This window comes from Pseudomonas sp. NS1(2017) (assembly GCF_002269425.1).
Taxonomy (GTDB): domain Bacteria; phylum Pseudomonadota; class Gammaproteobacteria; order Pseudomonadales; family Pseudomonadaceae; genus Aquipseudomonas; species Aquipseudomonas reactans.
This window is the reverse complement of sequence record NZ_CP022960.1, coordinates 5,706,735-5,723,994: the sequence shown is the minus strand read 5'-3', so window position 1 is coordinate 5,723,994 and position 17,260 is coordinate 5,706,735. Positions and strand designations below refer to the sequence as shown.

The following is a 17,260-nucleotide window of genomic DNA, read 5'->3' as shown; positions in this document are numbered from 1 at the left end:
CATGTCTACCGTCGTCCGTCTCGCCCAGGCAGCCGATGCCGAAGGGATCAGCCAGGTCATCCTGGCGGCCTTGCACAGCAGTAATGCGCGGGATTATCCGATCGATGTGATTGCGCGGGTGGCCAGTAATTTCACGCCTGATGCCGTGTTGGCCTTGCTTGAGCGCCGCCTGGTACTGGTGGCCATTCAAGATCAAATGATCGTCGCCACCGCCGCCCTTGACGGTAATGTGGTGCGCTCGGTGTTCGTCAATCCAGCTTTGCAAGGGCAAGGCATTGGCCGGCTGTTGATGATCGAGATTGAACTGCGCGCCCGTGAGGCGGGGGTGACGGTATTGAGCGTGCCGTCATCACTGACGGCCGAGCCGTTCTACACCAAGCTGGGGTTCAACACCGTGCGCGACGTTTACCACGGCAACGAGCGTACGTTGGTTATGGAAAAGACGCTGCTGTCCCGGCATCCCATCGGGCCGTACCGCGACCGTCAGCATCGGGCGCAAGTGGTTGCGTTATGGCAGCAGGCCTTTGGCTATGACACTGCCCATAACGTGCCGACCCTGGCGATCGATAAGAAGCTGGCCGTCAACGATGGGTTGTTCTTCGTGGCCACGGATAAAAAGACGGTGATCGGAACGGTTCTGGCCGGTTATGACGGCCATCGTGGCTGGCTGTATTCAGTGGCGGTGCATGCCGACTATCGGCGCCATGGCTTGGGGTCTTCACTGGTTCGCTATGCGGAACAGGCGTTGACCGCCTTGGGTTGCATGAAGATCAACCTGCAGATCAATGGCGGCAATGACGCGGTGGTGGGGTTCTACGAGGCATTGGGGTATGGGGTGGAGCCGAGGATCAGCATGGGCAAGAAGATCACGGTGAATATCCCGGAACAATAAAAAAACCCGCCATCTGGCGGGTTTTTTCAGGGTTGCTTAGACCTTGACGATCCAGCCTTCCGGCGCTTCAACGTCGCCGGTCTGCACACCGGTCAGCTCTTTGTAGAGCTTCTGGGTGATCGGGCCGACTTCGGTCTCGCTGTGGAACACGTGCAGCTTGCCGTTGTACTGGATGCCGCCGATTGGCGAAATCACCGCAGCCGTACCGCAGGCGCCGGCTTCCTTGAACTGGTCCAGCTTGTCGATGAACACTTCGCCCTCGACCACGTCCAGGCCCAGGCGGGTCTTGGCCAGTTCGATCAGCGACAGGCGGGTGATGCCTGGCAGCACCGAAGGCGACTTCGGCGTGATGAACTGGTTGTCGTGGGTGATCCCGAAGAAGTTGGCCGAGCCGACTTCTTCGATTTTCGAGTGGGTCATCGGGTCCAGGTAGATCGCGTCGGCAAAACCGGCTTTCTTCGCTTCGGAACCTGGCATCAGGCTGGCGGCGTAGTTGCCACCGACCTTGGCGGCACCGGTGCCTTGTGGTGCGGCGCGGTCGAAGGTGGAGATCTGGAAGTTGTGGGGCACCAGGCCGCCTTTGAAGTAGGCGCCGACCGGGATGCAGAACACGGAGAAGATGAATTCCGGCGCGGTACGCACGCCGATGTTGTCACCGGTGCCGATCACGAACGGGCGCAGGTACAGCGCGCCGCCGCTGCCGTACGGCGGGATGAAATGTTCGTTGGCCTTGACCACTTGCTTGCAGGCGTCGATGAACACATCGGTCGGCACATGCGGCATCAGCAGGCGCGCGCAGCTGCGTTGCATACGGGCGGCGTTCTGGTCCGGGCGGAACAGGTTGATCGAGCCGTCCTTGCAGCGGTAGGCCTTGAGGCCTTCAAAGCATTGCTGGCCGTAGTGCAGGGCGGTGGAGCCCTCGCTGATGTGCAGCACGTTGTCGTCGGTCAGGGTGCCTTCTTGCCATTCGCCGTTTTTCCAGACCTGGAGAAACCGCTTGTCGGTCTTGATGTAGTCAAAACCCAGCTTGTCCCAATTGATGCTTTCGTTACCCATGACACCCTCTATCGTTGGTCAAGTCGGTTTTTTTCTGGATGGGCGCAACAATACTTCATTCCCGGGGCCGTTCGCATCCCCCGCGTCCCTTGTAGGAGCGAGCTTGCTCGCGAAAAACTCAAGGGCGCCGCGTTCATTCTGGTTTCACGCGTCATCGTTGACGATTTTCGCGAGCAAGCTCGCTCCTACAGAGGCTGTGTTTACAGGTGCAAGGCGTGGCCCAAGGCGCGTAGCGCGGCTTCCTGCACCGCTTCGCCGAGTGTTGGATGGGCGTGGATGGTGCCCGCCACGTCCTCCAGGCGCGAACCCATTTCCAGGCTCAGGCCAAAGGCGGTGGACAGTTCGGAGACGCCAACCCCCACGGCCTGCCAGCCGACGATCAGGTGGTTGTCACGCCGTGCCACCACCCGCACGAAGCCGGTTTTCGACTCCAGGGTCATCGCCCGGCCATTGGCCGCGAACGGGAAGCTCGACACGATGCAGTCCAGCCCGGCGGCCTTGGCTTCGTCTGGCGTTTTGCCGACCACCACCAGTTCCGGGTCGGTAAAGCACACTGCCGGAATCGCGGCCGGGTTGAATTCGCGGGACTTGCCGCTGATCAGTTCGGCGACCATTTCACCCTGGGCCATGGCGCGGTGCGCGAGCATCGGCTCGCCGCTCAGGTCGCCGATGGCATACACATTGCGCATGCTGGTCTGGCAACGGCTGTCGATCTTGATCGCCGCGCCGTTCATCTCCAGGTTCAGCGCTTCGAGGTTCCAGCCTTGGGTGTTGGGTTTGCGACCCACAGCAACCAGCACCTGATCCGTTGCCAGCGACAGGGTGTCGCCATTCGGGTCGCGTACTTGCAGGCTGCCATCGGCAAAACCGGTGACGCTGTGCTTGAGGTACAGCTTCACGCCCAGTTGCTTGAGGGATTCATTCACAGGCTGGGTCAACTCGGCATCGTAGGCCGGCAGGATACGATCCTGTGCCTCGACCACACTGACCTCGGCACCGAGCTTGCGGTAGGCGATGCCCAGTTCCAGGCCGATATACCCGCCACCCACCACGATCAGGCGCTTGGGCACTCGTGTTGGCGCCAGCGCTTCAGTGGACGAGATGATCGGCCCGCCAATCGGCAGCATCGGCAGGTTGACGCTTTTCGAGCCGGTGGCCAGCAGCAAGTGTTCGCACTGGATGCGCTGGTCGCCGACGTCGACGGTCTTGCCGTCCACCACCTTGGCCCAACCGTGGATCACCTGCACTTTGTGTTTCTTCAGCAAGGCGGCGACGCCGGTGGTCAGGCGATCGACGATGCCGTCTTTCCATTCCACGCTTTTGCGGATGTCCAGGGTCGGCACATCCACTTCGATGCCCAGTTGCGAACCCTGGCTGTGGTGGATGGTTTGCTGGAACTGCTCGGCCACGTGGATCAAGGCCTTGGACGGAATGCAGCCTATGTTCAGGCAGGTGCCGCCCAGCGCCTGGCCTTCCACCAGGATGGTCGGGATGCCCAACTGGCCGGCACGAATCGCCGCCACATAACCGCCAGGGCCGCCGCCGATAATCAACAGCGTGGTATTCAATGTCTGCGTCATGCCTTACTCCAGGAACAGGCTGGCGGGTTGTTCGAGCAGGCCGCGAATGGCCTGGATGAATTGCGCCGCGTCCATGCCATCGACCACCCGGTGATCGAAGGAGCTGGAGAGGTTCATCATCTTGCGTACCACGATCTGGCCCTTGATCACCATCGGCCGTTCAACGATACGGTTGACGCCGACGATGGCCACTTCCGGCAGATTCAGCACCGGCGTGCTGACGATGCCGCCCAAGGCACCCAGGCTGGTCAGGGTGATGGTCGAGCCCGACAGCTCATCGCGGCTGGCCTTGCCGTTGCGCGCAGCCGTGGCCAAACGTGTGATTTCTTCGGCATTGCCCCACAGGCTGCGGGCTTCGGCGTGACGCACCACCGGCACCATCAGGCCAACGTCGCTCTGGGTGGCGACGCCCACATGCACCGCGCCGAGGCGGGTGATGACCTGGGCTTCGTCGTCGTAACGCGCGTTGATCTGCGGGAAGTCACGCAGTGCTACCACCATGGCGCGCACGATGAACGGCAGCAGGGTCAGCTTGCCGCGTGTGGCGCCGTGTTTCTCGTTGAGGTGCACGCGCAGCTCATCAAGGGCGGTGACGTCGATCTCTTCCACATAACTGAAATGCGCCGCGCGCCGGGTGGCGTCCTGCATACGCTGGGCGATCTTGCGGCGCATGCCGATCACCGGGATTTGTTCCTCGGTGTTGCGTTCGGCGTAGGGGTTGGCTGCTGTAGCGTTTTTCGCCGGACCCTGGAGCAAGTAAGCCTCCAGATCTTCGTGCAGAATCCGGCCCGCCGGGCCAGAGCCCTGGACCAGACGCAGTTGAATCCCGGCGTCCAATGCGTGTTTGCGCACGGCCGGGGAGGCCAGCGGGCGTTCGTCGGCTTCACGTGCCACAGGTGCCTGGGCTGCGATAACCGGCGCAGGTTTGCTTTCAACCACGACTGGCGCAGGCTTGGCTTCAACCACAGGCGGGGGCTTCGGCGTTTCCTTCACGGCGGGCGCTTCCTTGGCGTTGCCGGCACCTTCCACTTCAATGCTGATCAGAATACTGCCCACGGCCATGACTTCCCCCGGCTCGCCGCCGAGGGAAATCACCTTACCGTGCACGGGCGAGGGAATGTCCACCATCGCCTTGTCGGTCATCACATCCGCCAGCACCTGGTCTTCCACGACCATGTCGCCAACCTTCACATGCCACACCGACAGTTCAACTTCCGCGATGCCTTCGCCAATGTCCGGCATCTTGATAACGTGCGTGCCCATTCAGACCTCCATGACCCGTTTCAACGCCGCGCCCACTCGGGACGGCCCTGGGAAATACGCCCACTCTTGCGCGTGCGGGTAGGGGGTGTCCCAGCCGGTGACGCGTTCGATCGGCGCTTCCAGGTGGTGGAAGCAGTGTTCCTGCACCAGCGACACCAACTCCGCACCAAAGCCGCAGGTGCGGGTGGCTTCATGCACCACCACGCAACGGCCAGTCTTCTTCACGGATTTGACGATGGTTTCCAGGTCCAGCGGCCACAGGCTGCGCAGGTCGATGACCTCGGCGTCAATGCCGGTTTCTTCGGCGGCGACTTGCGACACATACACGGTGGTGCCATAGGTCAGCACCGTCACGGCCGAACCCGGACGCACGATGGCGGCCACGTCCAGCGGCACGGTGTAATAACCGTCCGGTACTTGGGCTTGCGGGTGTTTCGACCACGGGGTTACCGGGCGGTCGTGATGGCCATCGAATGGGCCGTTGTACAGGCGTTTTGGCTCAAGGAAGATCACCGGGTCATCGTTCTCGATGGAGGCGATCAGCAAACCTTTGGCGTCGTAAGGGTTGGACGGCATCACCGTGCGCAGCCCGCAGACCTGGGTGAACACCGCTTCGATACTCTGGCTGTGCGTCTGACCACCGTAGATGCCACCGCCGCATGGCATGCGCATGGTCAGTGGCGCGGTGAACTGGCCGGCCGAGCGGTAACGCAGGCGCGCCGCTTCGGAGATGATCTGGTCGGTGGCGGGGTAGACGTAGTCGGCGAACTGGATCTCGGCCACCGGACGCAGGCCGTAGGCGCCCATGCCCACGGCCACGCCGATAATGCCGCTTTCGGAGATCGGCGCGTCAAACACGCGGGAGCTGCCGTACTTGGTCTGCAAGCCTTCGGTGCAACGGAACACACCGCCGAAATAACCGACGTCCTGGCCGAACACCACCACGTTGTCGTCACGTTCGAGCATCACATCCATGGCCGAGCGCAGGGCCTGGATCATGGTCATGGTGGTGGTGGTCATGGCGGTTTCCACTTCAATACTGTTGTTGTGATCGTTCATGTCAGATCCCCAACTCTTGACGCTGGCGCTTCAAATGCTCCGGCATCTCTTTGTAGACGTCTTCGAACATGGTCGCGGCGCTTGGAATCTGGCCGCCGGCGAGGGTGCCGTACTGTTCGGCTTCTTTCTGCGCCTTGACCACTTCGGCTTCAAGTTCTGCACTGACCGCTGCGTGTTCCTCTTCGGACCACTGGCCAATCTTGATCAGGTGCTGCTTGAGACGGGCAATCGGGTCGCCCAGAGGGAAATGGCTCCAGTCGTCGGCGGGACGGTATTTCGATGGATCATCCGAAGTGGAGTGCGGGCCGGCGCGGTAGGTGACCCACTCGATCAGCGTGGGACCAAGGTTGCGGCGCGCACGCTCGGCGGCCCAGGCGGAGGCGGCGTACACCGCGATGAAATCGTTGCCGTCCACCCGCAGGGAGGCGATGCCGCAACCGACGCCGCGTCCGGCGAAGGTCGTGGCTTCACCGCCGGCAATGGCCTGGAAGGTGGAGATGGCCCACTGGTTGTTGACCACGTTGAGGATCACCGGCGCACGGTACACGTGGGCGAAGGTGAGGGCGGTGTGGAAGTCCGATTCGGCGGTGGCGCCGTCGCCAATCCAGGCCGAGGCGATCTTGGTATCGCCCTTGATCGCCGAGGCCATGCCCCAGCCCACGCCTTGTACGAATTGGGTGGCGAGGTTACCGGAAATGGTGAAGAAGCCTGCGTCCTTGACCGAGTACATGATCGGCAACTGACGGCCCTTGAGCGGATCACGCTCGTTGGACAGCAGTTGGCAGATCAGGTCCACCAGGGGCACTTCGCGGGCCATCAGGATGCTTTGCTGGCGGTAGGTGGGGAAGCACATGTCGTCGATGTTCAAGGCCAGGGCCTGGGCGCTGCCGATGGCTTCTTCGCCAAGGCTTTGCATGTAGAACGACATTTTTTTCTGACGCTGGGCGACCACCATGCGGTTGTCGAAAATGCGCGTCTTGAGCATGGCACGCATGCCTTTGCGCAGGATCTCGACCGGGACGCCTTCGGCCCATGGGCCGAGGGCCTGGCCCTGGTCGTCGAGCACGCGGATCAGGCCCTTGGCCAGGTCGGCGGTGTCGGCGGGTTCTACGTCGATGGCGGGTTTGCGCACTAGACCTGCGTCGGTCAGGCGCAGGTACGTGAAGTCGGTCTTGCAGCCTGGGCGTCCCGAGGGTTCAGGGACGTGCAGGCGCAGTGGTTCATACTGCTGGGTCATGGCTTTCTACGCTCTATCTTGTGAATTTCTTGTAGTGGGCGCGCTAGCTGACAGTCAGTCTCCGGGTAGGAGAAATCTTGTCCTACAACAATCATAGGCGGGGCGTGGAAGAATATTTATCTGTGTTTCATTGCACTCAGGATCATTTGCGGATAAAAAATCTGCATAAACATAATAAACAGGTGATTTTGTCTCATGCGCAAACTGGACCGTACCGATATTGGCATTCTCAACGCCCTGCAGGAGAACGCCCGCATCACCAACGCCGACCTGGCCCGCTCGGTGAACCTGTCGCCCACGCCGTGTTTCAATCGGGTGAAGGCGATGGAGGAATTGGGCTTGATTCGTGACCAAGTCACGCTGCTCGACGCCGATCTATTGGGGCTGCACGTCAACGTATTCATCCACGTCAGCCTGGAAAAGCAGAATGAATTGGCGTTGCAGCAGTTCGAAGGCGCGATCTCGGACCGGCCAGAAGTGATGGAGTGTTACCTGATGGCCGGTGACCCGGACTATCTGATCCGGGTGCTGGTGCCGACAATCCAGTCGCTGGAGCGTTTCATGATGGACTTTTTGACCAAGGTGCCGGGCGTCGCCAATATCCGCTCCAGCTTTGCCCTCAAGCAAGTGCGCTATAAAACCGCGTTGCCGTTACCGGCCAACGGCATCAACCTGGGTTAGAGGTGGTTGACCGGAATCTTCAGGTACACCACACCATTGTCCTCCGCCGGCGGCATATTCCCCGCCCGCACATTCACCTGGATCGCCGGCAGCAAGAGCGTCGGCATCCCCAGCCCTGCGTCGCGCGTGGTGCGCATCTCGACAAACGCGGCTTCATCCACGCCATCATGCACATGGATATTCCCCGCCCGCTGCTCGGCCACCGTGGTCCGGCACTTTGCCTCACGACCTTCGGGCGGGTAGTCGTGGCAGACGTACAACTCGGTTTCCAATGGAAAGCCCAGCAATTTGCGCATCGACGCATACAACTGCCGCGCATCGCCGCCGGGGAAATCACAGCGCGCTGTACCGACATCCGGCATGAACAGCGTGTCCCCCACCAGGATCAACCGGTCGTCGATCAGGTAGGCCATGTCCGCCGGGGTATGCCCGGGCACATGCAGGGCCTGGGCCTTGATCGTGCCGATGTGAAACACCTCATCCGGCGCAAACAGATGATCGAACTGCGAGCCATCCACGCGAAATTCCGGCTCCAGGTTGAACAGGTTCTTGAACACACCCTGTACTTTGCTGATGGACTGCCCGATGGCGATCTTGCCGCCCAGCGTGCGGCGCAGGTAAGGCGCGGCAGACAAGTGATCAGCGTGAGCGTGGGTTTCCAGCAGCCATTGCACCTGCAGCCCATGCTCGCGCACAAAGCTGATGACCTTGTCGGCCTGGGCGGTGTCGGTGCGCCCCGAAGCGGGGTCGTAGTTGAGCACCGAATCGACGATGGCGCAGGGGCCGCCATCGGTTTCATAAACCACGTAGGTGTAGGTCGACGATGCCTCGTCCAGAAAGGCTTGGATCAGCGCTGGCATGGCGGTTGTCCCGGATGAAGAAAAAAGTAGTTACAATCAGTTTACGTTTTCACATAATGTTTTGAGCTTAAGTGACAAAAAGGACCCGAGGCAAATGGAATCTACTCTGAGTGAGGGCGAAGTCGCCCAGTTGCGCGCATCGGCGTCCAAGGCCTGTTCCTTGCTCAAGGCCCTGGCCAATGAGGACCGTTTGTTGATCCTGTGCCAGTTGACCCAGGGCGAGCGCAATGTCGGCGAACTGGAAGCCCTGACCGGCGTGCGCCAGCCCACACTGTCTCAACAGTTGGGCATCCTGCGTGACGAAGGGTTGGTCGCCACCCGTCGGGAAGGTAAATACATCTTCTACGGGTTGGCCAGCCACGAAGTGATTCAAGTGATGAAGACCCTGTCCGGCTTGTACTGCGGCGCGGTCATAAAAAGCTGGGCGTGACGCCATCCGGCAGCGACCCTTGTGTGCATGTATGACAAAGGCGATAGACCATGACCGACCAACACTGGGGCCCAACCATCAGTGGCGACATCGTAGTCATCGGCGGCGGCTCGGCGGGCATTGGCCTGCTGGCCAGCCTGCTCAAGCGCGACCCGCACCTGAATATCATCCTGATCGAACCGAGCGACCATCATTGCTACCAGCCCGCCTGGACCCTGGTGGGCGGCGGCGCCTATGACCTGAAAAAGACCCGTCGTCCGCTGGCTGATGTATTGCCCAACGGCGTTACCTGGGTGCAAGCCGCCGTCACCGAAGTTCTGCCTGACGAGCAGACCCTGATCCTTGACAGCGGCCAGCGTGTCAGTTGGCAAAACCTGATTGTCTGCCCCGGCCTGCGCCTGGCCTGGGAGAAGGTCGAAGGCCTGCAAGACACCCTCGGCAAGCATGGTGTCACGTCCAACTACAGCTACCAGCACGCGGCTTACACCTGGCAACGGGTGCAGCAACTCAAGGGTGGCAAGGCGATCTTCACCCAGCCAGCCATGCCGATCAAATGCGCAGGCGCGCCGCAAAAGGCCCTGTATTTGTCCTGCGATCACTGGCTCAAGCAGGGCGTGCTGAAAAACATCGACGTCGAATTCAACCTGGCCGGTGCCGCGCTGTTCGGCGTCGCGACCTTCGTGCCGCCGTTGATGAAATACGTGGAGAAGTACAACGCCCGCCTGGCGTTCAACGCCAACCTGGTGAAAGTCGATGGCCCCGCAGGCAAGGCCTGGTTCGAAGTGAAGGACGCCGAAGGCACTGCGCGCATTGAAGAAAAATCCTTCGACCTGCTGCACGTGGTCCCACCGCAGGTTTCTCCGGATTTCATCCGCCAAAGCCCGCTGGCCGACGCCGCCGGCTGGTGCGAAGTGAGCCCCCACAGCCTGCAACACCTGCGCTACCCACACATCTTCGGCCTGGGTGATGTGTGCGGCACCCCCAACGCCAAGACCGCCGCTGCGGTACGCAAGCAGATCGTAGTGGTTGCTGAAAACCTGCTGGCCCTGCGCAAACAGGCGCCGCTGCCGCTTAAATACGATGGCTATGGTTCCTGCCCATTGACGGTGGAGAAGGGCAAGGTGGTGCTGGCTGAGTTCGGCTACGGCGGCAAGTTGCTGCCGACCTTTCCCCTGGACCCGACCCAGGCGCGCCGCTCGATGTGGTTCCTCAAGGCCACTTTGCTGCCGTGGTTCTACTGGAACGGTATGCTCAAGGGGCGCGAATGGCTGACCCGCCTGAGCAAGGTGGACTGAATGCTGCTGGCCAGTGTGTTGGGGTTATTGATGGGCCTGGTCATGGGCCTGACCGGCGCGGGCGGCGGCATCCTCGGGGTGCCGGCGCTGGTGTTGGGGTTGGGCCTGAGCATGACCCAGGCCGCGCCGGTGTCGTTGCTTGCGGTTGGTGCGGCGGCGGCGGTAGGGGCGATTGACGGTTTGCGCCATGGCCTGGTGCGTTACCGCGCCGCGTTATTGATCGCCTTGCTCGGTGCGCTGTTTTCGCCAGTGGGTGTTTTTCTTGCCCACCAATTGCCGGAAGCGCTGCTGATGGGCCTGTTCAGCGGGTTGATGGTTCTAGTAGCCTGGCGCATGTTGCAGCGTGAAAAACGCGAGGCAGGGCCGAGCGACCATGGCACGGCGTCCTGGGGGCAGAAGAACTGCATGCTCGATCAGCAGACCGGGCGCCTGGCCTGGACCGCCAAATGCAGCGCGACCCTGGCCGCCCTCGGCGCGGTGACCGGTGCAGTGTCCGGCCTGCTGGGCGTTGGCGGTGGCTTTCTGATCGTGCCGGCGTTCAAGCAACTCACCGATGTGCAGATGCGCGGCATCGTCGCCACCTCCTTGATGGTGATCAGCCTGCTCTCGCTGATCGGCGTGGCCGGTGCATTCCATGCCGGTGTGCGCATCGAGTCGGTGGGCTGGGTGTTTATTGGCGCAAGCATCGTCGGCATGCTCGCTGGCCGACGCCTGTGCTCGGTGATTCCCGCCCGTATCTTGCAAGTGGGGTTTGCCAGCCTGTGCATACTGGTTGCGATTGGAATGCTAGTTAACGCCTTGCGCTGAAACGGTGGCGAGGGCGCTTGCTGCGCAGCACCTTCAGCCCTGTTCCAACTGGGCCAGGCGCTCTTCAAGCGCTGCAATCCGCGCTTCCAGTTCTTCGATCCGGTCCGCTGAAACGCCAGCCCCGCGTTCCACGGGGTTGCCCCGCGCCGCGAGGATCGTCTCGATGTCCGCCGGATCGCCCAGCGCATGGGTGTAGCGGTCTTCGCGCTGCCCGGCCTGACGTGGCACCAGCAACGCCAGCCCGCGTGCGATCAAACGCTCTAGCTGATGCACCACCTGCTCGGCATCTTCGAAGTCATGCATGCGCCCGCTGCGGGTCAGCAGTTCATTGACGGTCTGCGGCCCACGCAAGAACAGCAGCCCGGTGAGGATCACCTGGGCCGGCACCAGCTCCAGCGCCTTGTCCACACGATGTTCCCAGCGGTCGGCACGGCTGCCCATCACCAGGCGGGTGAAGCCCTGGCCTTCCAGAGCACGCAGGCTCTGGCCGACCTGGCCCTGGCTGAGGGTCATGACCGGCTCGCGGCTGGTCTTCTGGTTGCAGGCCAGTACCAGGGCATTGAGGGTCAGGGGATAGGTTTCCGGGTTGGTCGCCTGCTTTTCGATCAGGCAGCCCAGGATGCGGATTTCCGTGCTGTTCAGGCGCGGCTCAGGGGTCTCGGTGTCGTGCTCGGCGGTCATCGCGCTTTCCCTATGCAGTGAAGTGCCTAGCGTAAGCCGGAAAAAATAAAAGACAAGCGGCGGGCATGGCTATAATCGCCGCTGGTTCAAACCGTGACATTACCCAGAGACTGCCATGACTATTTCCCTGTACGCCGCCTCCATCCCCGTCTTCAAGCAAATGCTCACCGCCCTGAGCGGTGTGCTGGCCAAGGCCGAAGCCCACGCCACCGCCAAGAACATCGAGCCGAACGCCTTGCTGCAAGCACGCCTGTTCCCGGACATGTTCCAGTTGGTGCGCCAGGTGCAGATCGCCGTCGACTTCGCCAAGGGCGTTTCTGCACGCCTGGCCGAGATCGAAGTGCCGAAATATGAAGATACCGAAGTCACCTTCGCTGACCTGCAAGCGCTGATCTCCAAAGTGCTGGCCTTTGTCGACACCATCCAGCCCGAGCAAGTCGACGGCAAGGAAGGCATCGAGATCGTCACGCGTCCAGGCACACCGAAAGAGAAGCGTTTCAGCGGCCAGTCCTACCTGCTGACCTACGGCCTGCCGCAGTTCTTCTTCCACGTCACCACCGCTTACGCGCTGCTGCGCCACAACGGCGTGGAAGTGGGCAAGCGTGATTACATGGGCGCTTTCTAAGCATCCAGTCACAAAAAAGCCCGGGGGCGTTCTTCAGTGAACGGCCCCGGGCTTTTTTGTGGCTGGCGGTCAAGCCGGCTGTTCTTCCTTGCCCAGGCAGGCGGCGGCGGTGAACAGCACATCGGTGGACGAATTCAGCGCGGTTTCGGCCGAATCCTGCAGCACGCCGATGATGAAGCCCACAGCAACCACTTGCATGGCGATCTCGCTGGGAATGCCAAACAGGCTGCACGCCAGCGGGATCAACAGCAGCGAGCCGCCCGCCACGCCAGAAGCACCGCAGGCGCAGACGGCCGCGACCACGCTGAGCAGCACGGCGGTGGGCAGGTCGACGGCAATGCCCAGAGTGTGCACGGCGGCCAGGGTCAGTACGGTGATGGTGATCGCCGCGCCGGCCATGTTGATGGTGGCACCGAGCGGGATTGACACCGAGTAGGTGTCCTCATGCAGGCCCAGGCGTTTACTCAAGGCCAGGTTGACCGGGATGTTCGCCGCGGAACTGCGGGTGAAGAACGCGGTGATCCCGCTTTCGCGCAAGCACATCAACACCAAGGGATACGGATTGCGGCGCAGTTTCCAGAACACGATGGCCGGGTTGACCACCAGCGCCACGAACAGCATGCAGCCGATCAGCACCACCAGCAGGTGAGCGTAGCCGAGCAGGGCGCCGAAGCCGGAAGTGGCCAGGGTCGAGGCCACCAGGCCGAAAATGCCCAGCGGCGCAAAGCGGATCACCACCCGCACGATTAGCGTGACGCCGTTGGACAGGTCGTCGAGCACGGTGCGGGTGGTCTCGCCGGCATGGCGAATGGCTATGCCCATGCCGATGGCCCAGGCCAGGATGCCGATGAAGTTGGCATTCATCAGTGCGCTGACCGGGTTGTCCACCACGCTCAACAGCAGGCTTTGCAGTACTTCACCAATGCCGCCGGGCGCGGTCACCGTTGCGTCGTGGGTTGCCAGCACCAGCGAGGAGGGGAACCACATGCTCGCAATCACCGCGACCACGGCGGCGGCAAAGGTGCCCAGCAGGTACAGGAACAGGATCGGCTTGATGTGGGTTTCCTGGCCGTGCTTATGGTTGGCGATCGACGCCATCACCAGCACAAACACCAAAATCGGCGCCACGGCCTTGAGCGCCGTGACGAACACCTTGCCGATAAACCCGGTGGCCTTGGCCGTCTCGGGCAACAGCAAGGCCAGCAGGATGCCGGCGATCAGGCCGATGACGATTTGCGTGACCAGGCTGACGCGGGCCAGTCGTTGCAGGAGGGAAGGGGCAGCAGTCATAAACACTTGTCTCTAGTTTTTGGAGGCACGGCGGCACAGGCAGAAAGGGCTGTAGGACGCGGATCGCGAAGTCTAGCATGCTGTAGGAAATGTCCCCGGCGGTGCGGCATTGCGTCACCCGCCCGCCCCAGTCTTTGCAAAATCCTGTTAACATTCCGTCCTCTCATCTTTCCTAATCCTTCAGCGCGCCCTTCGGGTTGTCGTTGATGTCGTCGTTTCTGGAGTTTTCATGTTGTTTCCCATCCTGCTGCTGTCGGCCGCCGGCTTTACCGTGCTGACCACGGAATTCGTCATCGTCGGCCTGCTGCCCTCCATCGCCCGGGACCTGAATGTGAGTGTGTCCCAGGCCGGGCTGCTGGTGACCTTGTTCGCGTTTACCGTGGCGGCCTTTGGTCCATTTCTGACGGCCTACTGCGCGCGTTTCCCACGCAAGCGGCTGTTTATCAGCATTCTGATCATGTTCGGTGTGGCCAATACCGTGGCGGCGCTGGCACCGAATATCTGGGTGATGGCGTTGGCGCGGTTGATCCCGGCGCTGGGCTTGCCGGTGTTCTGGGCGTTGGCCAGCGAAACGGCGGTGGACATCGTCGGCCCCGAATTCGCCGGGCGCGCCATTGAGAAGATCGGCTTCGGCATCGTGTGTGCCACGGTGTTCGGTATTCCGGTAGGTACGTTGATTTCCGATATGTTCGGCTGGCGCACCGCGTTTGCCATCCTCGCGGTGGTGGCACTGGCCAAGGCCTTGTTGCTGTTTATCTACTTGCCGGTGACCCAGCCCAAGAACGATCAAGTGACGCTGCGCTCGCAGTTCAAGATCCTGCGCAACCCACTGATGCAGGGCCATATCCTGTTGTCGATCCTGGTGTTCAGCGGCATGTTCACGGCGTACACCTACCTGGCGGACATCCTGGAACGCCTGGCCGGTTTTGACGGTACGTTGGTGGGCTGGTGCCTGATGGGCTTCGGTGCGGTCGGGCTGATTGGCAATTCGTTGGGCGGGCGTGCGGTGGATCGCCACCCGTTGATCGCGTCGATGGTGTTTTGCGGATTCATGATTGCGGGCATGGTGGCGCTGGTGCCGGCGATCCATTCCACACTTGGCCTGGCGGCGGCGATGGCCGTGTGGGGCGTGACCCAGGCGGCGATGTTTCTGGTCAGCCATGTGCGCTTGATGAAAGCCGCACCCCATGCGCCGGCATTTGCCGCGTCGCTGAACATCGCCGGGGCCAACCTGGGCATCGGCCTGGGCGCCCTGGTGGGCGGCCATGTGATCGACACCCTTGGCCTGGGCAGCCTGGGTTTTGCTGCGTCCGGGTTTATCCTGGTGTCGATCCTGCTGGCGTTGTGGTTGATGACTGCCAAGCAACCGGTCGCCTCCCAGGCTTGAACCGTCAGGGCAGGGTGGTAAACAACTCCCGTCGAGCGCCTTCGGTAATCGCCACGATGCCGGGGTGCTTGACCTTGCGCTCCACCGAGATCGCGTAGAACGACTCGGTCACCGCCACGGTCTGGCCAATCAGCGCCACGCCGTACTGGCGCACCACCTCATCGGCAATCACGCTGGGGGCGATAAAGATTCCGCTGCCGGATTGGCCGAAGGCCTGCATCAAGGCGCTGTCGTCGAACTCACCGATGATCTTCGGCTGGATCTGCTGTTCGGCAAACCAGCGCTGCAAACGGCTGCGCACCACGGTTTCCGCCCCTGGAATCAATAGCGGCGCGCCGTGCAGGCACTGTGGGAAATCCCCGCCGTATGCGTCAGCCAACGCCTGGGTGGCAAAAAAGCTGATGCCACATTCCCCCAACTTCTGGCTGTAGCCCTTGATGTCCAGGTGTGTAGGCATGGGGCTGTCGGAAATCACCAGGTCCAGGCGCTGGATGGCCAGGTCGGCCAGCAGGCGTTCGAGTTTGTCTTCTCGGCAGGTGATGCGGATCGGTTCGCTCAACTCCATGGTCGGCGCGATCAGCCGGTAAACGATGGACTTGGGCACCACATCCGCCACGCCGACGCGGAACAGGATCTGCTGTTCATCGGGCTGCGCGCGCAGCATGGCCTCCAATTCATTGCCGGTCTGGAACATCTGCTCGGCGTAGGGCAGGGCCTGGCGCCCGGCTTCGGTCAGTTCCAACTGACGGCCGACGCGCTGAAACAGCGCGATACCAAAGGTTTGCTCCAACAGGCTGATCTGCCCGCTGATGGTCTGGGGCGTGAGGTTAAGCTGCTCACACGCGCGCACGATGCTGCCGGTCTTGGCCACCACCCAGAAGTAGTGCAGTTGTCGGTAATTGAGCATGGCCACCGTCACTTCGTGAAAACCGAAGTATACGCGAGAAAAATACGAATTTTCCTGAACTGTCCACCTGCATAGAATGCCTCGCTATCGCGGGGCCACTATTTGGACCCAATGGTTCTAACGAGGAAGACATGATGAAACTCAATTCCCTGGGCATGGCATCGTTGCTTGCGCTTTCATTGGTAGTGATCAGCGGCTGCGATCAGGTCGAGAAAAGCGCGCAGCAGGTGCTGGGCAAGGCCACCGAATCGGCCAAGCAAGCCATCGATGACACGCACAAGGCGGCCGAGCAGGCATTGAGTGAAGCGACCAACGGCCTGATCAACCCGCAGAAGAAGGATGATCAGGAAGACAAAGAAACCGAATCGAACAGCAAAGAAGCCTAATTTCCCGCACTTTATATTCACGAAGAACGTCAGGACTGACCTATGGATTACCTTTTACAACTGGCCGCCAGCCCCACCGCCTGGGTTGCCCTGGCGACCTTGATCGTCATGGAGATCGTGCTGGGCATCGATAACCTGATCTTCATCTCGATCCTCACCAACAAGCTGCCGGAGCAGCATCGGGCCAAGGCTCGACGCATCGGTATCAGCATGGCGTTGGTGTTGCGTCTGGGCCTGTTGAGCACCATCGCGTTCATCGTGCAGTTGACCGCGCCGGTATTCGAAGTGTTTGGCCAGGCGTTCTCGTGGAAGGACATGATCCTGATCGCCGGTGGCCTGTTCCTGGTGTGGAAGGCAACCACCGAGATCCATCACAGCATGGACCCGGAGCCGGAAGAGAAGGAAACCAGCGCTGGCAACGTCGTGGCCATCGGCTTCGCTGCGGCTATCGGCCAGATCCTGTTGCTCGACCTGGTGTTCTCCATCGACAGCATCATCACCGCCGTAGGCATGACCGAGCACTTGCCGATCATGATCATTGCCGTGGTGACCTCGGTGATCGTGATGCTGGTGGCGGCCGAGCCGCTGGCCAAGTTCATCAACGACAACCCGACCGTGGTGATGTTGGCCCTGGGCTTCCTGATCATGATCGGTATGACGTTGATCGCCGAAGGCTTCGGCGCCCATGTGCCTAAGGGCTACGTGTACGCAGCCATGGCGTTCTCGGCAGCGATTGAATGCCTGAACATTGCTCGCCGTAACCGCCACAAGCGTTTGCTTGCTGCCCGGCAATAACGGCTGAAACCAAAAGGCCGGCTGCGCTC

General features: G+C 61.5%; 18 protein-coding genes. 9 read left to right on the top strand and 9 right to left on the bottom strand.

Annotated elements, in window-relative coordinates:
* Position 1 precedes the first annotated feature (1 nt).
* A complete protein-coding gene (locus CI807_RS26670) occupies positions 2 to 892 on the top strand; it encodes a GNAT family acetyltransferase (RefSeq protein ID WP_095016900.1) in 891 nt (296 codons plus the stop codon).
* Between the two features lie 36 nt (positions 893 to 928).
* On the opposite strand, the gene CI807_RS26665 is transcribed toward CI807_RS26670, so the two are convergent.
* From CI807_RS26665 to CI807_RS26645, 5 genes are all read right to left on the bottom strand, one after another.
* A complete protein-coding gene (locus tag CI807_RS26665; protein WP_095016899.1) occupies positions 929 to 1,948 on the bottom strand; it encodes a branched-chain amino acid aminotransferase in 1,020 nt (339 codons plus the stop codon).
* A 200-nt stretch (positions 1,949 to 2,148) separates the two neighbouring features.
* Positions 2,149 to 3,528 carry a dihydrolipoyl dehydrogenase gene (gene lpdA / locus CI807_RS26660; RefSeq protein ID WP_095016898.1) on the bottom strand — a complete coding sequence of 460 codons (1,380 nt, stop codon included), beginning with the start codon at positions 3,526 to 3,528 and terminating at the stop codon, positions 2,149 to 2,151.
* A gap of 3 nt (positions 3,529 to 3,531) precedes the next feature.
* The gene (locus CI807_RS26655) at positions 3,532 to 4,791 is read right to left on the bottom strand and encodes a dihydrolipoamide acetyltransferase family protein (protein ID WP_095016897.1); all 1,260 of its coding nucleotides are present in this window, start codon (positions 4,789 to 4,791) and stop codon (positions 3,532 to 3,534) included.
* Positions 4,792 to 5,850, bottom strand: a complete 1,059-nt coding sequence (locus tag CI807_RS26650) for an alpha-ketoacid dehydrogenase subunit beta (RefSeq protein WP_016978112.1) — start codon at positions 5,848 to 5,850, stop codon at positions 4,792 to 4,794.
* A gap of 1 nt (position 5,851) precedes the next feature.
* Positions 5,852 to 7,087: a 3-methyl-2-oxobutanoate dehydrogenase (2-methylpropanoyl-transferring) subunit alpha gene (locus CI807_RS26645; protein ID WP_016978111.1), complete on the bottom strand. Its 1,236-nt coding sequence runs from the start codon at positions 7,085 to 7,087 to the stop codon at positions 5,852 to 5,854.
* A gap of 195 nt (positions 7,088 to 7,282) precedes the next feature.
* Between CI807_RS26645 and bkdR the strand changes: the two genes are divergently transcribed.
* Positions 7,283 to 7,768, top strand: coding sequence for a Bkd operon transcriptional regulator BkdR (gene bkdR, locus CI807_RS26640; protein ID WP_010209335.1), 486 nt, complete (start codon positions 7,283 to 7,285; stop codon positions 7,766 to 7,768).
* Here bkdR and CI807_RS26635 read toward each other — a convergent pair.
* Entirely contained in the window at positions 7,765 to 8,628 is an 864-nt protein-coding gene (locus tag CI807_RS26635; protein ID WP_095016896.1) for an MBL fold metallo-hydrolase, read from the bottom strand. The genes bkdR and CI807_RS26635 overlap by 4 nt on opposite strands.
* 94 nt (positions 8,629 to 8,722) lie before the next feature.
* Here CI807_RS26635 and CI807_RS26630 point away from each other — a divergent pair, with 94 nt between their 5' ends.
* The 3 genes from CI807_RS26630 to CI807_RS26620 are packed head-to-tail and all read left to right on the top strand — an operon-like array spanning position 8,723 to position 11,160.
* Entirely contained in the window at positions 8,723 to 9,058 is a 336-nt protein-coding gene (locus CI807_RS26630) for a helix-turn-helix transcriptional regulator (RefSeq protein WP_005789341.1), read from the top strand.
* Between the two features lie 50 nt (positions 9,059 to 9,108).
* A complete protein-coding gene (locus CI807_RS26625) occupies positions 9,109 to 10,353 on the top strand; it encodes an FAD/NAD(P)-binding oxidoreductase (protein ID WP_095016895.1) in 1,245 nt (414 codons plus the stop codon).
* A complete protein-coding gene (locus CI807_RS26620; RefSeq protein WP_095016894.1) occupies positions 10,354 to 11,160 on the top strand; it encodes a sulfite exporter TauE/SafE family protein in 807 nt (268 codons plus the stop codon). It begins immediately after the preceding gene.
* Between the two features lie 33 nt (positions 11,161 to 11,193).
* Here the strand turns inward: CI807_RS26620 and CI807_RS26615 are convergent, their stop codons facing one another.
* On the bottom strand, positions 11,194 to 11,841 hold the full coding sequence (locus CI807_RS26615) for a YceH family protein (protein ID WP_095016893.1): 648 nt from the start codon (positions 11,839 to 11,841) through the stop codon (positions 11,194 to 11,196).
* Positions 11,842 to 11,956: 115 nt separating this feature from the next.
* Between CI807_RS26615 and CI807_RS26610 the strand changes: the two genes are divergently transcribed.
* The gene (locus tag CI807_RS26610; protein WP_095016892.1) at positions 11,957 to 12,466 is read left to right on the top strand and encodes a DUF1993 family protein; all 510 of its coding nucleotides are present in this window, start codon (positions 11,957 to 11,959) and stop codon (positions 12,464 to 12,466) included.
* Between the two features lie 69 nt (positions 12,467 to 12,535).
* Here CI807_RS26610 and sstT read toward each other — a convergent pair whose 3' ends face one another.
* The gene (gene sstT / locus CI807_RS26605) at positions 12,536 to 13,756 is read right to left on the bottom strand and encodes a serine/threonine transporter SstT (RefSeq protein WP_095016891.1); all 1,221 of its coding nucleotides are present in this window, start codon (positions 13,754 to 13,756) and stop codon (positions 12,536 to 12,538) included.
* 229 nt (positions 13,757 to 13,985) lie between these two features.
* On the opposite strand from sstT, the gene CI807_RS26600 reads away from it, so the two are divergent.
* Positions 13,986 to 15,143, top strand: a complete 1,158-nt coding sequence (locus CI807_RS26600) for an MFS transporter (RefSeq protein ID WP_095016890.1) — start codon at positions 13,986 to 13,988, stop codon at positions 15,141 to 15,143.
* Between the two features lie 4 nt (positions 15,144 to 15,147).
* Here CI807_RS26600 and nhaR read toward each other — a convergent pair whose 3' ends face one another.
* A complete protein-coding gene (gene nhaR, locus CI807_RS26595) occupies positions 15,148 to 16,050 on the bottom strand; it encodes a transcriptional activator NhaR (RefSeq protein WP_020372645.1) in 903 nt (300 codons plus the stop codon).
* Positions 16,051 to 16,184: 134 nt separating this feature from the next.
* On the opposite strand from nhaR, the gene CI807_RS26590 reads away from it, so the two are divergent.
* Together CI807_RS26590 and CI807_RS26585 are read left to right on the top strand one after the other, a co-directional pair.
* Positions 16,185 to 16,436, top strand: coding sequence for a hypothetical protein (locus tag CI807_RS26590; RefSeq protein ID WP_095017630.1), 252 nt, complete (start codon positions 16,185 to 16,187; stop codon positions 16,434 to 16,436).
* A gap of 42 nt (positions 16,437 to 16,478) precedes the next feature.
* A complete protein-coding gene (locus CI807_RS26585) occupies positions 16,479 to 17,231 on the top strand; it encodes a TerC family protein (RefSeq protein WP_010211333.1) in 753 nt (250 codons plus the stop codon).
* Positions 17,232 to 17,260 lie beyond the last annotated feature (29 nt).

Coding starts and splice junctions, on each gene's coding strand:
- CI807_RS26670 (WP_095016900.1), top strand. CDS start 2: ATGTCTACCGTCGTCCGTCTCGCCCAGGCAGCCGATGCCGAAGGGATC.
- CI807_RS26665 (WP_095016899.1), bottom strand. CDS start 1,948: ATGGGTAACGAAAGCATCAATTGGGACAAGCTGGGTTTTGACTACATC.
- lpdA (WP_095016898.1), bottom strand. CDS start 3,528: ATGACGCAGACATTGAATACCACGCTGTTGATTATCGGCGGCGGCCCT.
- CI807_RS26655 (WP_095016897.1), bottom strand. CDS start 4,791: ATGGGCACGCACGTTATCAAGATGCCGGACATTGGCGAAGGCATCGCG.
- CI807_RS26650 (WP_016978112.1), bottom strand. CDS start 5,850: ATGAACGATCACAACAACAGTATTGAAGTGGAAACCGCCATGACCACC.
- CI807_RS26645 (WP_016978111.1), bottom strand. CDS start 7,087: ATGACCCAGCAGTATGAACCACTGCGCCTGCACGTCCCTGAACCCTCG.
- bkdR (WP_010209335.1), top strand. CDS start 7,283: ATGCGCAAACTGGACCGTACCGATATTGGCATTCTCAACGCCCTGCAG.
- CI807_RS26635 (WP_095016896.1), bottom strand. CDS start 8,628: ATGCCAGCGCTGATCCAAGCCTTTCTGGACGAGGCATCGTCGACCTAC.
- CI807_RS26630 (WP_005789341.1), top strand. CDS start 8,723: ATGGAATCTACTCTGAGTGAGGGCGAAGTCGCCCAGTTGCGCGCATCG.
- CI807_RS26625 (WP_095016895.1), top strand. CDS start 9,109: ATGACCGACCAACACTGGGGCCCAACCATCAGTGGCGACATCGTAGTC.
- CI807_RS26620 (WP_095016894.1), top strand. CDS start 10,354: ATGCTGCTGGCCAGTGTGTTGGGGTTATTGATGGGCCTGGTCATGGGC.
- CI807_RS26615 (WP_095016893.1), bottom strand. CDS start 11,841: ATGACCGCCGAGCACGACACCGAGACCCCTGAGCCGCGCCTGAACAGC.
- CI807_RS26610 (WP_095016892.1), top strand. CDS start 11,957: ATGACTATTTCCCTGTACGCCGCCTCCATCCCCGTCTTCAAGCAAATG.
- sstT (WP_095016891.1), bottom strand. CDS start 13,756: ATGACTGCTGCCCCTTCCCTCCTGCAACGACTGGCCCGCGTCAGCCTG.
- CI807_RS26600 (WP_095016890.1), top strand. CDS start 13,986: ATGTTGTTTCCCATCCTGCTGCTGTCGGCCGCCGGCTTTACCGTGCTG.
- nhaR (WP_020372645.1), bottom strand. CDS start 16,050: ATGCTCAATTACCGACAACTGCACTACTTCTGGGTGGTGGCCAAGACC.
- CI807_RS26590 (WP_095017630.1), top strand. CDS start 16,185: ATGAAACTCAATTCCCTGGGCATGGCATCGTTGCTTGCGCTTTCATTG.
- CI807_RS26585 (WP_010211333.1), top strand. CDS start 16,479: ATGGATTACCTTTTACAACTGGCCGCCAGCCCCACCGCCTGGGTTGCC.